This is a genomic window from Legionella micdadei, from assembly GCF_000953635.1.
In the GTDB taxonomy this organism is placed as follows: Bacteria; Pseudomonadota; Gammaproteobacteria; order Legionellales; family Legionellaceae; genus Tatlockia; species Tatlockia micdadei.
This window is the reverse complement of the sequence record NZ_LN614830.1, coordinates 160,468-175,921: the sequence shown is the minus strand read 5'-3', so window position 1 is coordinate 175,921 and position 15,454 is coordinate 160,468. Positions and strand designations below refer to the sequence as shown.

Genomic DNA, 15,454 nt, shown 5'->3' with positions numbered 1-15,454 from the left:
TAAATTGTAATATAAAAGATCTAACTAGATTGGTTTTGAGCAAATTATGGCTTCGTTCTTGAGTGGATCTAAATCTTATTAACCAAATAAAATTGTTATTTTAAATTCTGTCTATACTAGAAAGAGTCGAGTTTTATAAAAGGGTTTAATATGCCAATTAAGACTCTTGAAAACCAATCACATCTGGAAGGAACGGTGATGTTCTTAAACGCGGCGATCCGAACATTTCTCGATCGAACTGCTAACATTCATCGAAACGACGAACCTTTTATGCAATTAAAAAAAATGATGAGCCAAAATTTGTACCTTGCTGAACTAAGGGGGGCAAATCCTGAAGGCGGTGAAAAATACAACCAAATTGATTTAGTGGGTTTCAAAGAAGAAGGTACTCCCGTTTGCTTCACACTTAACACCAATACAAACCTTACCGTGGTCGATTTTAAAAAAGAGGAGCTCTTACAACGAATGTCTGTAAAAACGCAGGCATTGATTGATGATCTAAAAGAAAAATTAACGCCCGAATCAAAGATTCCATACGCGCGTCTGTAAACGACATTGTCTGTGTAGAAAGCCCTCTACGATTTAGGCTTATATCTTTTCATCGAACCTGCCACACTAAAATTTGTCCACGGGATAATAAAACCAATGAACAGCCATTGTAATTGATAGATTGGGGCCGGTTGATTCAACGTGATCACGTATCGGAAAAAGGTGTGAACACCTAATATTGACGCAAAACAAAGCAATGTGGCTAATAGTTTATGAGAACGTACTGACGCAATAGCTTTTTTGTTGGCAATTTGTTCTGCAATGATTAGGCCCCAAAGCGCATAATAAGCCATCCAGGTGTGACTTAATATTTCAACCGTACGCCAATGAATATAGATCATCAGAAAGCTTGCTATGCCTAAAATAAACCAAGGCAGATTTTGCGGCCACTTTAATGAGGCAAAATAATAGCTGATGAGTAACAATGCAGCAAAAAATATACCCGCTAACACATCATAATAATCATGATAATCAAAATGGATCAAACTTAATCCTATACCAAGAAGCAACGCGATGATTATCACTCTCAACCAGAGTTGGTTGATCTTAAACGCTAGCCAAGTGTATAAAACAGTCACTAATTGCATATGGCCGCTAGGAAATGCGTATCCCTTTTTACCCAGAGATGGCGATAGAGGAATTTGAAAAGTCACTTTTAATGCAACATTGACTAGAATAGAGAAAAGAATTAGACAAACCGCATGATAAAAGGTTGCTCGGTCGAGCCAGATAAATCCAATGATCAGTAAAGGAATAATAACGATATTATCACTAAAGAGGAGAAAAAATCGTGCAATTTGATCCAACATAGTTATGGAATGACAGAACCGATGCAGTTATTCGAGCAAAAATCATATAGAAAGCGTTTTGAGAAAGCAACACCACTATTTTGATTATTTTTAAACCATATTTTGGTGTTGGTATAAATTCCGAGCATCCAGCTAGCATTAAGTTTTTTCAAGAATTCAGATACTAACCCACAGAATTATCCACAGAATCTGTGGATTAAACCATTAAAGGCGATATAATAAAAATTTATTTAAAATCAAGTTGTTAATTTATTTTGTGCTTTTTTTTTTCTCTGTTACTCCAAATATTTTCAAACTTATCCACAAGTCTATTATTTTATTAAGATTTTTATGAATTCACCCTTCGATTACAACTCTATTTCCCTCTAAAACTCGATTTGTCATCCTGTGGATTTCTTGGAAAAGCAAAACGTTATTCCATTAATTCCGGAAACTCTGTAATGATATCTTGCCATAATGGCTCAAAATTAAACCAACCCACAAGAGGAAACCCTACAGCATTATCTCGTGTACGCAATGCAACCTCAGGTTGAATGAGATGAAGGGGATGCCCAGTAGATTCAGCAAGAATTTGCATTTGGCAGCAGCGCTCCATTGAGATAAACCACCAAACGGCCGCTTCAACGGTCTCGCCTACGGTCAGTAGGCCATGATTTTTTAGAATCACTGCTTTCTTATCACCTAATACAGAAGCGATACGTTCACCTTCGGAAAGGGCAAAAACAACGCCAGAGTAATCATCAAAAACGGCATGATCTTCATAAAAAGCACAGGCAGTTTGAGTTATGGGATCAAGCAATCGTCCAAGTGTTGACCAAGTTGAACCATAAAGTGAATGAGCATGTGCAGCAGAAACAACATCAGGCCTCGACTTATGGATGCTCGAATGGATGGCAAATGCTGCACGATTGAGCTTACTATGCTTACCTTCTATAATTTCACCCTTGCTATCGCACAAAATTAAGTCAGATACCTTAATTTGATTAAATGAAATACCAAAAGGATTAACCCAAAAACAATCCGTAAACTCTGGATCCCGAGCTGTAATATGTCCAGTTATACCTTCGCATAACCCTAATTTACCAAAGATACGAAATGCTCCCGCTAATTTTTGCTTACGGTGAAGGCGCTCTTCAGGAATTGTCTTTTTTTCTAATTCGATATGGCTAAAACGCTCGGGATTTTTTATTGGCATAATAATGGGATCAATTTCTTTAATTCTTCATCAAATTTAGCAGACCCTAATCTAGCTTGCCAGAGAAGTCTTAAGCTTCAAACTATTTTAATTAACTTCATTAACAATATGAGACCCGCAATAACGAGTATCATTTTGGCATAAATTGAAAATTTTTCTTTGGTGTAGAGGTGATACAGGTAGGAGACTGGATGTCGATAAATTAAATGTTTTAATACCTTTCGCGTAACATTAACCGCTTTACCCTGGCTAGGCACTTCATGAAGAGTAATATCAGGATTAAAATTGGCCTCGAGAATTAACCATTTGGTTTTACTAAAAGGCTGGTTGATATCCTCACACAAGACATCCAACCCAACATAGTTTAATCCAGTTTGATTAGCCACCTTGCGAAGATACTTTGCGTTTTCTGGGTGAATTTTCTTGCCATGGGAAAATATATCACCACCTCGACCAGTATTTACTGTATAACAAAGTCTGATTGTTTTTCCTTTGGGGATAATGCTATCCACAGTTAACTGTTGCTCTTTAAGGCAACTTTCATACTCTTCATCAATCACTAATGGACGATGGGTTATGTGTCTTTGGGTTTGGATTTTTTTCGCCCTTTCTTCATTAGTTAAATCAATTAGTTCAGCGATGGTGTGCTGTCCATCGCCAATCACTCTAGCTGGGAAGCGTTCAACCACACCAATGACTTTCCCTCGGAATAGTAAAACACGGTATTCCTTCAGGTCCGTGTGGAATTCTTCCACCTGCATAGCACCATAATATTGAAAACATTTAGCCAGGTATTCAGACAGCGTCTTTATGTCCCTGATATTGCATAAAACATCTTTTCCACGGCCTGTATCCCTAAGTGGTTTGACCACTAACGGAAAATTAAGTCCATGAATTAGCTCATCCAACGAGCAATGAATAAATTGCTCCTTACTAATACCAACCGCTTTAGGTACAGGAAAACGGGCTTGTTCAAGCGTTCTATTTAGTAAATATTTGTTTTTTGCCAAAAAACTGCTGCCAACATCATTGAAAGGGGTGATGGTCGCCATGAAATAATAATTTCTTTTGCCTAGATAAATCCTAACTACCTCAAGATCAGAGGAATAGACTGCGGGTAAATGAAGATCACGTGCATTTTTATAATAAAGGTCAAGATTCTCTTTAGCAACCATGCTGCTCTCACTAGGGTTTGCTTACAATTGATTTAAGACAAACATAATACCTTACCCTCCCGCCATGTTTTGATTTTTTTCTGAAACGTAAGAATGAGGACGGGATGCGAACTACTAGAGTTAAATTTGCAGCTATAAAAGCAATTGTCAACAATCCCTATTCCTTATTGAGATACGTTCGGCGCTCCTGCATCGTTTCGATACTGTTGAGAACTGTCTGATGGCAAATTTCCTGCATAATGGGTATAGTGTTTAGAGGACGACCAGTGTAGATCGCATAGGCAATAAGGAAACTATCTTGCCAAATTTTTTCATTCTTATGTGCCTTAGACCGCGCCCATAATGCTGTCCACAAAAAATGGAGAAGCCACTTCTGACGCCTTACCTCAAACTCTTGCTCGAACACCGCCTTCATTGCATCTTCTAAAGCACACACTTTTACGCCATTAACAAAACTACAGCAGCGGTTCACCAATTTATCCACATGCGCATTTTCTACATACCACGATTCAGTAAAACGCTTAGTTTTTGCCCAGGTTTTGGAGCGCTTAAACGATGATTGCATTACCTCAGGCGTAAAAGGGACAATTTGGACACTTAAATCTTCCATGATATATGGGATATCCAGTTCTTTAGGCTGGAAGTGCAATCCAAGGAATTCTTGGATTTCCAATAAATGCAGATCGGGCATTGCGTTTTGGAGGATAGTTAAATTTAAAAAGTGCCCAACTGCCATGGTTAAATAAGTTACATCAACCTCGCGCAATGTTACGCTGTCATCAAACGCTTCATCATAATATTTAACCACATCTTTTGCTTTAATTTCAGGGGTTATCCACGCGTCTTTGATTCCTAGATCTTGCTTGAATAATAAACCGCATAGCCTATTTATTTTATCCTTTTTAATATGAATAAAGATTCCTTGCGCCCCACTTCCATCCACTTCGCTTGCCTTAATTCTCATGGTAGGCTTTTCACTTTCAACACTAAAAACCACGCCTTTTTTACGCTGGATTTTGATCCAGCGATCAAACTGGGCGTGATAGCTTGCTGGATACCAAGTTTTAATGGTCTGCAGCCGTGAAAGGGAAATGGAACTTAAAGTAATTTTGTCAATCAAATATTCAAAAGTAGCAACTACAATTTCACGAATTTCTTGTTTAGGGTGTAACAAAGTCAATAGCGCAATATCTTGTCCCTCTTCAATACTATATAAATCAAGAATTAAATCAGTAAAAAAATCAGGCGGCATTGCGTAACTTTGAGCAAAGAAATTTTCGGCGATATCAAACACGGATAAGTCAGATAATTCCCCAATCATTTCCCGGATGGCATTTAAGTGATCAATTTCTTCTTCAGCTGATAAATCGTCTTCGCTACCCACTAAAGCCAAATAAGCGTTTTTTAATTCAGGGGATAATTCGACATGCACCTCGTAAAACGCATTTAAAATAGGTAACCAGAAACTTAAGCTCTGTTTACCCTGGGTAATGGCGTGGGCAATGTTAGCCATTAATTGGTTTAATGTTTTACCAGCGAGTTTATTGCCACCTTCTTGTGCAGATTGTAATTGCGCAACACAAATATCCAGAGCGAATACACACGCTGAGTAATAAGCGCGTTCACTGTCCGCTTCGTCATCGCTTATCCCAGCAATTAATTCCACAAGGCGCAAAGCAAGATCAGGTTCCTGTAAAAAGGGGGTGTAATGGTGTGGTTCAGGTTCGGCATTTTGCTCGATTAAGTCAGCCATACTCTCGATCCACTGCTTCAAGCTTGTAAGATCAGCAGTCATTTTTTATCAAATACCCTTGGCCTACCTTTTTCATCGATAGCAACGAAAACAAAAGTCCCTTCAGTTACTTGATATTGCTCTCCACTATCTGAGCGCATTGCCCAAACTTCTACGGCAATGGTCATAGAAGTTTTACCGGACTTTATTAGCTCAACATAGCAACTCACCACATCACCAACATGGACGGGCCTTAAAAAGCTCATACTGTGAATAGAGACAGTCGCAGCACGGCCACGGGATATTCTTTTGGCCAATACCCCTGCGGCTAGATCCATTTGCGAAACCAGCCAACCACCAAAAATATCACCATTTGCGTTGGTATCAGCCGGCATTGCCAATGTTTGGATTGTTACTTCGCCACGCGGATTTGTACTCATCATGAGCCACGCTGCTTCAATTTAGCCAGTGCATCTGCCATAGCAGTATTAAATACTGTTTTCTTTGCCGAAAACGGCTTTTTATTTTGTTCGGATTTCTTATCCGTCTCTTTTTTCTTTACGGCTTGGGACTGTGCCTTTTTCGCCGATTGAGGCTGTTGTTTCGCAATTTTTTTCTGCACTACCGGAGCTTTTTCTTCTGTCAGCCTCATGCTTAATCCAATGCGGCGTCGCTCCTTATCCACTTCAACAACTTTAACCGTAACAATATCCCCTGCTTTCACGATTGCATGGGGATCGCTAATAAAACGATTAGTCATGGCAGAAATATGGACTAAACCATCCTGATGAACACCAATGTCAACAAACGCACCAAAATTGGTGACGTTTGAAACCACACCTTCTAGAATCATCCCTTCGTGGAGATGGCTGATATCCTCGACACCCTCTTTAAAACTAGCAGTCTTAAACTCGGGTCGTGGATCGCGACCTGGCTTCTCGAGTTCACGTAACACGTCACGGATTGTAGGCAGGCCATATTCATCGCTCACATAGCGTTCCGCATTCACACTTTGCAAGAGCTCACGATTACCAATGATTTGACGAATCGCGACATGTTGATCAGCGAGTATCCTCTCTACGAGCGGATAAGCTTCAGGGTGAACAGCAGACGCATCCAGAGGGTTATCGCCATTCATGATACGCAGGAAACCGGCAGCTTGCTGGAATGTCTTTTCTCCCATGCGCGCCACATTTTTTAATTGCTCACGATTTGAAAAAGCACCATGCTCATCACGGTATTGGACTAGATTTTTAGCGAGAGTTTCATTTAGACCAGACACTCGTGTGAGGAGGGCAACAGAAGCCGTGTTGACATCGACTCCAACCGCATTCACACAATCCTCGACTACACCATCGAGACTTCGAGCTAAGCGAGCCTGATTAACATCATGTTGATATTGGCCGACACCAATTGATTTCGGTTCAATTTTTACCAATTCAGCCAAAGGATCTTGCAGACGCCTTGCAATTGAAACAGCCCCTCGCAATGTCACGTCCAAATCAGGGAATTCATTAGCAGCTAATTCTGAGGCAGAATACACGGAAGCTCCAGCCTCACTCACCATAACCTTAGTCAACTTGAGATCAGGGTACATTTTTATCAGATCAGAGACCAATCGTTCAGTCTCCCTCGAACCAGTTCCATTACCTATACTGAATAGACTAACTTGGTGTTTGGCAGCTAGTTTAGCAAGTTCAGCAATCGCTTGGTGCCATTCATTCTGAGGTGCAAAAGGGAATACCGTTGTATAATCGAGCAATTTGCCGGTCGCATCAACGACAACGACTTTTACACCTGTACGAATTCCTGGATCCAAACCAATAGTCACTTGTGGACCGGCAGGGGCAGCTAAAAGCAAATCGCGCAAATTGCGTGTGAATACATTGATGGCTTCTTCATCTGCCGACTCACGCAAGCGAGCAAACAATTCGAGCTCAAGTTTTGTGAATAACTTAACCTTCCAAGTCATACGCACGGTTTCAAGCAACCAGCAATCTGCAGGTCGATTTTCATTTGTAATCTTAAAATAAGAAGCAATTCGTTTTTCACCGTACTCTTGATCATCCAGACTCAATGCGAGCTGCAAAACGCTTTCACGCCGTCCGCGAAACAAGGCTAGGGCCCGATGGGAAGGAATTTTTTTTATGGCTTCAGCATAGTCAAAATAATCAGCAAATTTATTACCGGCTCCCTTTTTATCATTGTTACCAGTTGATTTGAGTACACCATGATTCCACAGGTATTCACGCAGCTCATTGATAAGCTCTGCGTCCTCGGCAAAAAGCTCCATGAGAATTTGGCGTGCACCTTCGAGTGCAGCTTTAGAATCTTCAATACCAACCTCAGCATTAATATATTGCTGTGCATGGGTTTCCGGATCTTGGCTTGGATCTTGCCATAACATTTGAGCCAGTGGTTCCAACCCTGCTTCTCGGGCAATCTGCGCTTTGGTGCGGCGTTTTGGTTTATAGGGAAGGTATAAGTCTTCTAAACGAGTTTTACTATCAGCTGCTAGGATAGCTTTTTCAAGTTCCGGTGTTAATTTTTCTTGCTCGCGAATTGATTGCAATACTACAGCCCTACGCTCATCCAATTCCCGTATATAGTGCAACCGCTCAGCCAAGAATCTTAGTTGTGTATCGTCAAGCCCCCCAGTCGCCTCTTTACGGTAGCGGGCAATAAAAGGGATAGTAGCCCCCTCATCCAATAAGGTTATCGCTGTTTCCACCTGCGAAACCTTGACTTTAAGCTCCTGCGCAATAACTGTTGCTGCTTGTATCTCTTGAGCCATTCACATCCCCGTAAAACAAGTAAAAAAACCTGGTTATTATATACCCAAGATACTTCAAAATGCTATTTTTAAGCCCTCGCATTCAGGCAAAATCATATCTTAGGGATATAAAGAAAAATTAGAGCCTTTCCCGCCTAGGCGGGAATCCATTTCAGCCAGCAGCCCTGATAAGTGATCTTTATTCAACGGTCACAGACTTAGCTAAATTCCTTGGTTGATCCACATCAGTTCCTTTGGCAACAGCAACATGATAGGCCAATAGCTGCAATGGGATCGTATAAATGATTGGAGCTATCCATTGACCACAAGTAGGAACATGAATCATATGCGCACCATTCGGCGGCCAAGCTTTTGAATCATCAACAAAAACAATTAATTGGCCGCCGCGTGCACTCACTTCATGCAAATTTGATTTTAACTTGTCGAGGAGTTCATCATTGGGTGCAATTGCGATAACCGGCATTTTTTTATCGACTAAAGCAAGGGGGCCGTGCTTTAGTTCACCGGCTGGATAGGCCTCTGCATGAATATAGGAAATTTCTTTTAATTTTAATGCACCCTCTAAAGCCACAGGATACTGCACGCCTCGACCTAAAAAGAGCGCATGTTCTTTATTCACAAAGGTGGCTGCTAACGACTTAATTTCCTCGCTCATTTTTAAAACGCGCTCACAGCAAGCAGGTAATTCTTGTAACTGAGCCAAAACCTTTTCAGCGCGTTTGTCTTTACAAAGAGCCACTGCGAGCATAAGGAAAGCAGCAAGTTGGGTCGTAAACGCTTTTGTTGACGCAACCCCAATTTCAACCCCTGCACGGGTTAAAAATACACAATCTGCTTCCCGGACTAATGTACTGGTAGCCACATTACAAATCGCTAAACTAGCGAGATAATTCTTCTCTTTGGCTTTACGCAGGGCCGCGAGTGTATCTGCAGTCTCTCCTGATTGCGAGACAGTAATAAACAGCGTGTTATCAATAACAACCACGTCACGGTAGCGATATTCGCTGGCAATTTCCACAAAAGTGGGTAGGCCGGTCAATGATTCGAGCCAATACCGAGCAACTAAACCTGCGTGATAACTGGTACCGCATGCAACAATGTGGATCTGCTTTACTTGATTAAAAATAGAGGCAGCACGCTCACCAAAACTGGAGCGAAGTACCTCTTGGCTCTTGATCCGCCCTTCTAAGGTATCCGCCAGTACCTTACCTTGTTCGTAAATTTCTTTTAGCATGAAATGACGGTAAGGCCCTTTGCCTATGTCTTGGCTGTCGTTGTTAAGGGGATAAATTTTGCGTTCTACAGGTTGCCGCGCTGCATCGAACACGCGAATTTTTTTATTGTCAAGAAGTACACTATCGCCTTCCTCAAGGTAAAGGACGGATTGAGCGAATGATCGTAACGCTAGGGCATCTGAAGCAATGAATTGCTCATCGATTCCTAATCCAACAACTAAAGGGCTCCCTTTGCGCACAGCTACAATTTCCTGCAGCCGTTGTTGGTGAATCACCCCCAACGCAAAAGCACCATGCATTTCAAGCGCAGCATCTTGCACGGCACGTAACAAATCTTCATGCTGCTGATAATAGTAATGAATAAGATGAGCGGCAACTTCTGTATCGGTCTCGGAAGTAAACGTATAACCTGCCTGCTCTAATTTCAGGCGTAAGGCATCATGATTCTCAATAATACCATTATGAACTACAGCAATTTCGTTATGTGACATGTGTGGATGTGCGTTCTCTTCACATGGTTTTCCATGCGTAGCCCAACGGGTATGGGCAATGCCAACCGTACCCGCAATAGCAGTTTCTCGCATTGCATCAGCTAATGCTTGAACTTTACCCTGTATCCTAATGCGTTTTAAATGGCCTGTTGCATCAATGACTGCAATACCCGCCGAGTCGTAGCCTCGGTATTCCAGGCGTCTCAATCCTTCGAGTAAGATTTTAGAGATATCGCGTTGTGATGTTGCTCCTATGATCCCACACATGTTTACTCCTTTATATCACCTGATATTCACAGTGTAGAATACCGGTAATGAATTCGTAAAATTTGACAGATTATGCCACAACCAATAGAAACTAACACCCAATCAGAAAGGCAACAAACCTTAGCCCTGTTTTTTCATGATCCGCGCACGGTCACGCTGCCAATCCCTATCCTTAATTGTGTCCCGCTTATCGTGGGTTTTTTTACCCTTCGCTAAGGCGATTTTTGCTTTAACACGATTGTTCTTCCAATAAAGCGATAGCGGAACTAATGTGTAGCCTTGACGCTCTACACTCCCTATTAAATGGTTTAACTCGCGCCGATTAAGTAATAGCTTACGGGTTCGATTTGCATCTGGAAAAAGATGAGTCGCTGCAGTGGGCAACGGTTGAATTTGTGCCCCCAACAAAAAAGCCTCGCCATGCTTGATGATCACATGAGCATCGGATAAGTTTATTTTGCCTGCGCGCAAACTTTTTACTTCCCAACCCTCAAGAACTAAACCAGCCTCGTATTCATCTTCGATGAAATAGTCAAAGTGGGCCTTTTTATTGATGACAATGTTGGTATTTTGCTTATGCGTCATGACCACCCTGGAATCAATTTTTAAATCTAAAAGAGGGTAATTATACATGTAAGTTCCAGCATTGGCTAAATTCTCTATTTTCCTCTAGGATCACTCTATTAATCCTTAGGAGGCGACTATGAAACCTGGCGACCAAATCACTTCTCAAACCTTTAGCGCAACAAATAATTTGCAAGCTGATTTGAATGATTATAAAGGCAGGTGGTTAATCTTGTATTTTTACCCAAAGGATTCAACACCTGGATGTACTACTGAAGGTCAGGATTTTCGTGATGCTTACCAGCAAATTCAAAGACTTAATGCTGAGGTACTTGGCGTTTCCCGGGATAGTTTAAAATCGCACGAAAATTTTAAATGTAAACAGCAATTCCCTTTTGAATTAATCAGCGATCAAGAAGAGACGCTTTGCCAATTATTTGATGTCATTAAGATGAAATCAATGTATGGGAAGCAGGTGCGCGGAATTGAGCGCAGTACGTTTCTTATTGATCCAAAGGGTGTTTTGCGTCATGAATGGCGAAAGGTGAATGTTAAAGGACATGTGGCTGAGGTAATTCAGACCTTGAAAGATTTGCAGAAATAAAGGGCATAAAAGCACAGAATATTTAAGTCACCTTGGATTTCACTATTGCCTTTTTAGAATCATGAAATACTTCAAGGGAAGAAAAGCAGCTCAAACAAAGGGTTTTGCACACACTCGAGAAACCAAAAACTCAATTTACCCATTAATTCGATGAGTTCGATTGCTTACAATCCCTCGCCATGCTCGGGATGACATGGCGAGTCACTTTCCATTTTATTATCCGAATATCTGGCAGGAATAATGCTTGACGGAGTTTGCAGGCGTCATCACAATGATTAATTTGGCTTAAAGGTGAATGCATGGACAACAATAAAACAGGGGTTAAGCTTTTTGTACTGGATACTAATATCCTAATGCATGACCCTACTGCTATCTTTCGTTTTGAAGAGCACGATATTTATTTGCCAATGGTTGTCCTTGAGGAATTGGATGCCCACAAGACTGGACTTTCTGAAGTAGCCCGCAACGTGCGGCAAACCAACCGAATGCTGGTTGAATTAATGAGCAATGCAACCCATCAGGAAATTGTAGCGGGTTTACCCATCCCGAGTTTTTTAGCTTCTGAAAAAATAAAAAGTAGTGGCCGTTTGTTTTTTCAAACGGATGAATTTGAGCAGCTTCGTCCCACTTCTTTACCTGGGCATAAAGCGGATAACACCCTTCTTGCTACTGCGCTAGGGCTACAAAAAAAATACCCCGAGCGGCAAGTGATCATTATCTCCAAAGACATTAACTTGCGAATTAAAGCAGGTATCCTCGGCATTCCTGCGGAGGATTATTATAACGACAAAGTGTTAGATGATGTTAATCTCTTGCACAGCGGATTGCATCTTTTAGAGAATGATTTTTGGGATACGCATAGTAAAGACATGGAGGCCTGGAAAGAGAACGGTAAAACCTTCTACCGCATCAGTGGTCCATTGACCAACCAATGGAATTACAACGATTGCATTAGCACCCATGATAATCAATTCCAAGCCATTGTAAAGGAGATTGTCGAAGGCAGTGTTGTAGTACAACTGGCTCGCGATTATACCCACTCCAAACATTCTGTATGGGGCATTAATGCCCGTAATCGTGAACAAAATTTTGCGCTCAACCTCCTTCTTGATCCCGACATTGATTTTGTCACGCTCCAAGGTTCTGCAGGGACAGGTAAAACCCTTTTGACTATTGCTGCAGGATTAACACAGGTGTTGGATCAAAACCGTTATAGCGAAATTTTAATGACAAGAGTGACCATCCCTGTTGGTGAAGACATCGGTTTTCTACCGGGCACAGAAGAAGAGAAAATGACCCCTTGGATGGGTGCTTTAATGGATAATTTAGAAGTTCTCCATAGCTCACAAGAAGGAGGGAGCTTTGGTCGGGGAGCAACGCAAGACTTGTTGCAAAATAAAATTAAAATTCGCTCGTTAAATTTCATGCGCGGCCGAACTTTCTTAAACCGTTTTCTAATTATTGACGAAGCTCAGAATTTAACTTCCAAACAAATCAAAACGCTCGTTACGCGTGCTGGTCCTGGCAGCAAAATCATTTGCTTGGGCGACATAAAGCAAATTGACACACCTTACTTAACTGAAACAACCTCTGGTTTAACCTTTGCTGTGGATCGGTTTAAACATTGGCAACACAGCGCTCACATGACATTAACAAGGGGAGAACGCTCGCGATTGGCTTACTATGCTGCAGAGCATTTATAGTTAACTTATCTGGATGTTTTAGCTAATAACTATATAATACCTGCTCAATAACTGTGCTTTTTTAAAGAGGATCAACATGAACAACCATGCCATCACTTTCGATGATGTTTTGCTAGTTCCTGCTTATAATCATCATGAATCCAGGCGTGTAGTCGACATCAGCATGGCAGACCGGCTAGGTAAGCTTAAAGTTCAATTGCCCGTGATCAGTTCCAATATGGATACAATCACCGAGAGCAAAATGGCTAATTTCATGCATAGCAAAGGCGGTATCGGCGCTTTACACCGTTTTTTAAGCATCGAAGATAACATTAAGGAATTTAAACGCTGCATAGGCCAGGTCTTTGTCTCCGTTGGTTGTACCGATACAGAATTACAACGGGCAGAAGCACTTCGCGATGCCGGAGCAGATTTCTTTTGTGTGGATGTCGCTCACGGCCATGCAAAATACGTGGGTAAGACGTTAAAAAGTTTAAGAAAAATGCTCGGAAGCCGCTGTATTATGGCAGGAAATGTAGCCACTTATGCCGGTGCTGATTACCTTGCTTCTTGTGGCGCTGACATCATTAAAGCAGGCATTGGCGGGGGGTCGGTGTGTAGTACCCGCATCAAAACCGGGTTTGGAATCCCCATGCTGACTTGCATTCAAGATTGTGCCCGTTCCGATCGCTCAATTGTTGCGGATGGTGGTATTCGTACCTCCGGAGACATTGTTAAAGCACTCGCTTTTGGCGCTGATTTTGTCATGATTGGCGGGATGTTAGCGGGTACCGACCCCACCCCTGGCGAAGTGATTACTAAAGAAGATGGTCGCCAAGTCAAACGTTATCGAGGGATGGCATCACGCGAAGCACAAGAGGAATTTTTAGGGCAAATGCAAGAATGGAAAACAGCTGAAGGAGTGGCAACAGAGGTCTCTTACCGTGACACACAAGATGCAATTATTGCTGATATCATCGGTGGTTTGCGATCAGGTTTGACATACGCAGGGGCGGACACAATCAGCGAGCTACAGCGTAAATTGGATTATGTTATAGTTACGCAAGCTGGCCGATTGGAAAGTCTACCGCATAAGCTATTAGAAGGGAGATAAAGATTCTCGAACTAAAGGTTGAGTCTACCTTAGACTCCTCCTTTACTCTCCACCGCCCCCCATACTTGGCGCAGCTGAAGCACTGGCATCTGCAGTCGCTGTTTCTGTTGCCTCATTATTACTCTGGGCAGCCTGATCATAAGATGAATCATTCGCAGACTCTAAGCCCTCCATTGAATTTGTCTCTTCAGTGGAGTCTTCCAATTCAAAATCATCAGTATCCTCCTGAAACATCTCCTGAATCCCTTCGTATTCATTATCAGAAGATTCTTGGGTGTCAGGGGAGTCTTCTTGAAACATCTCCTGAATCCCCTCGTATTCATTATCAGAAGATTCTTGGCTGTCAGGGGAGTCTTCCTGAAACATCTCCTGAATCCCCTCATATTCATTATCAGAAGATTCTTGGCTGTCAGGGGAGTCTTCCTGAAACATCTCCTGAATCCCCTCGTATTCGTTATCAGAAGATTCTTGGCTCTCCTCAGTCTGCTCTTGGCTCCCCATTGTCTCCATCTTTCCAGAACTCATTTTCGGCTCTTTCTTAGTAGAACCGAGATTTAATGTCTGGGGATCTGGGCTTTTAAACGCATCATCTGTGTTATCTGATTTTGGAATAGCCTTTCGGTCATGTCCTTTCTTTTGTTCCGGTTCTTCTTTTTCATCCTTACCACTAATCTTTTCTTTAATTTTCTGGAAAGCCATTTTTCCTGCTGTATAAAAGATATTATCCATATCCTTTACAGCCTCATGCATTCTCATGAATGATTTGTACTGTGATACTGCCCAATCATCATTCTCACTAGCAGCATGCTCTGATTTTTTTTGCTGCTGTTGTTGCTGCTGGGGTTTGGGCTTAGGGCTTTCTTTTTTTGCCTTTTGTGGTTGTGCATCTTTTACCTGAGCTTGATTTGGCGCTGGCCCCTTCTGAGCCCCAGCACCCGGATTGGGTGCTGGATCTTTTTGCTTTTTATCACCGCCACCTTTTGAATCAACCATATGACCACCTTTATTACTGCATATTAATATAAAGATAGCACAATGAATGAGTGCTACTTTAATGAATTAAACGTTTTTCCTTTATTAAGCATTTAAATTATTATGATTTATGCTAGTCAATACTCATTAAAATACATACTAGACTATTGTTAATATTATGACTATTTTGTCTGCTTAGATCATTGTATTCTCATCATAGCAAACTAGCGACATTAGAAGTCGCCGATATGTTTTATTTACAGAAAATTTG

13 protein-coding genes are annotated in these 15,454 nt (G+C 41.6%); 4 read left to right on the top strand and 9 right to left on the bottom strand.

Annotation, left to right across the window (positions count from 1 at the left end):
* The first annotated feature begins 150 nt into the window (after nt 1–150).
* Nucleotides 151–549 (top strand): hypothetical protein, encoded by a 399-nt coding sequence (locus tag LMI_RS00840; RefSeq protein ID WP_045098112.1) that lies wholly within the window; start codon nt 151–153, stop codon nt 547–549.
* A gap of 26 nt (nt 550–575) precedes the next feature.
* Here the strand turns inward: LMI_RS00840 and LMI_RS14735 are convergent, their stop codons facing one another.
* From LMI_RS14735 to smpB, 8 genes are all read right to left on the bottom strand, one after another.
* Nucleotides 576–1,358, bottom strand: coding sequence for a phosphatase PAP2 family protein (locus LMI_RS14735; RefSeq protein WP_052679403.1), 783 nt, complete (start codon nt 1,356–1,358; stop codon nt 576–578).
* 412 nt (nt 1,359–1,770) lie between these two features.
* Nucleotides 1,771–2,553 (bottom strand): class II aldolase/adducin family protein, encoded by a 783-nt coding sequence (locus LMI_RS00830; RefSeq protein WP_045098111.1) that lies wholly within the window; start codon nt 2,551–2,553, stop codon nt 1,771–1,773.
* A 77-nt stretch (nt 2,554–2,630) separates the two neighbouring features.
* Nucleotides 2,631–3,728 (bottom strand): hypothetical protein, encoded by a 1,098-nt coding sequence (locus tag LMI_RS00825; RefSeq protein WP_052679402.1) that lies wholly within the window; start codon nt 3,726–3,728, stop codon nt 2,631–2,633.
* Nucleotides 3,729–3,885: 157 nt separating this feature from the next.
* Nucleotides 3,886–5,523, bottom strand: coding sequence for a hypothetical protein (locus tag LMI_RS00820; protein WP_045098110.1), 1,638 nt, complete (start codon nt 5,521–5,523; stop codon nt 3,886–3,888).
* Nucleotides 5,520–5,900 carry an acyl-CoA thioesterase gene (locus LMI_RS00815; protein WP_045100482.1) on the bottom strand — a complete coding sequence of 127 codons (381 nt, stop codon included), beginning with the start codon at nt 5,898–5,900 and terminating at the stop codon, nt 5,520–5,522. The genes LMI_RS00820 and LMI_RS00815 overlap by 4 nt, the downstream gene beginning before the upstream one ends.
* Entirely contained in the window at nt 5,900–8,254 is a 2,355-nt protein-coding gene (locus LMI_RS00810; protein ID WP_045098109.1) for a Tex family protein, read from the bottom strand. Before LMI_RS00810 ends, LMI_RS00815 begins: the two co-directional genes overlap by 1 nt.
* 178 nt (nt 8,255–8,432) lie before the next feature.
* A complete protein-coding gene (gene glmS, locus LMI_RS00805; RefSeq protein ID WP_045098108.1) occupies nt 8,433–10,247 on the bottom strand; it encodes a glutamine--fructose-6-phosphate transaminase (isomerizing) in 1,815 nt (604 codons plus the stop codon).
* 120 nt (nt 10,248–10,367) lie between these two features.
* Complete coding sequence (gene smpB / locus LMI_RS00800) at nt 10,368–10,832, bottom strand: SsrA-binding protein SmpB (RefSeq protein ID WP_045100481.1); 465 nt, start codon at nt 10,830–10,832, stop codon at nt 10,368–10,370.
* A gap of 118 nt (nt 10,833–10,950) precedes the next feature.
* Here smpB and LMI_RS00795 point away from each other — a divergent pair, with 118 nt between their 5' ends.
* The 3 genes from LMI_RS00795 to LMI_RS00785 all read left to right on the top strand — a co-directional run bounded on the left by LMI_RS00795 (nt 10,951) and on the right by LMI_RS00785 (nt 14,211).
* Entirely contained in the window at nt 10,951–11,415 is a 465-nt protein-coding gene (locus LMI_RS00795; RefSeq protein ID WP_045098107.1) for a peroxiredoxin, read from the top strand.
* A 299-nt stretch (nt 11,416–11,714) separates the two neighbouring features.
* Entirely contained in the window at nt 11,715–13,118 is a 1,404-nt protein-coding gene (locus tag LMI_RS00790) for a PhoH family protein (protein WP_045098106.1), read from the top strand.
* A gap of 76 nt (nt 13,119–13,194) precedes the next feature.
* Nucleotides 13,195–14,211 carry a guanosine monophosphate reductase gene (locus LMI_RS00785; protein WP_045098105.1) on the top strand — a complete coding sequence of 339 codons (1,017 nt, stop codon included), beginning with the start codon at nt 13,195–13,197 and terminating at the stop codon, nt 14,209–14,211.
* 42 nt (nt 14,212–14,253) lie between these two features.
* On the opposite strand, the gene LMI_RS00780 is transcribed toward LMI_RS00785, so the two are convergent.
* Nucleotides 14,254–15,204, bottom strand: coding sequence for a hypothetical protein (locus tag LMI_RS00780; protein ID WP_045098104.1), 951 nt, complete (start codon nt 15,202–15,204; stop codon nt 14,254–14,256).
* Nucleotides 15,205–15,454 lie beyond the last annotated feature (250 nt).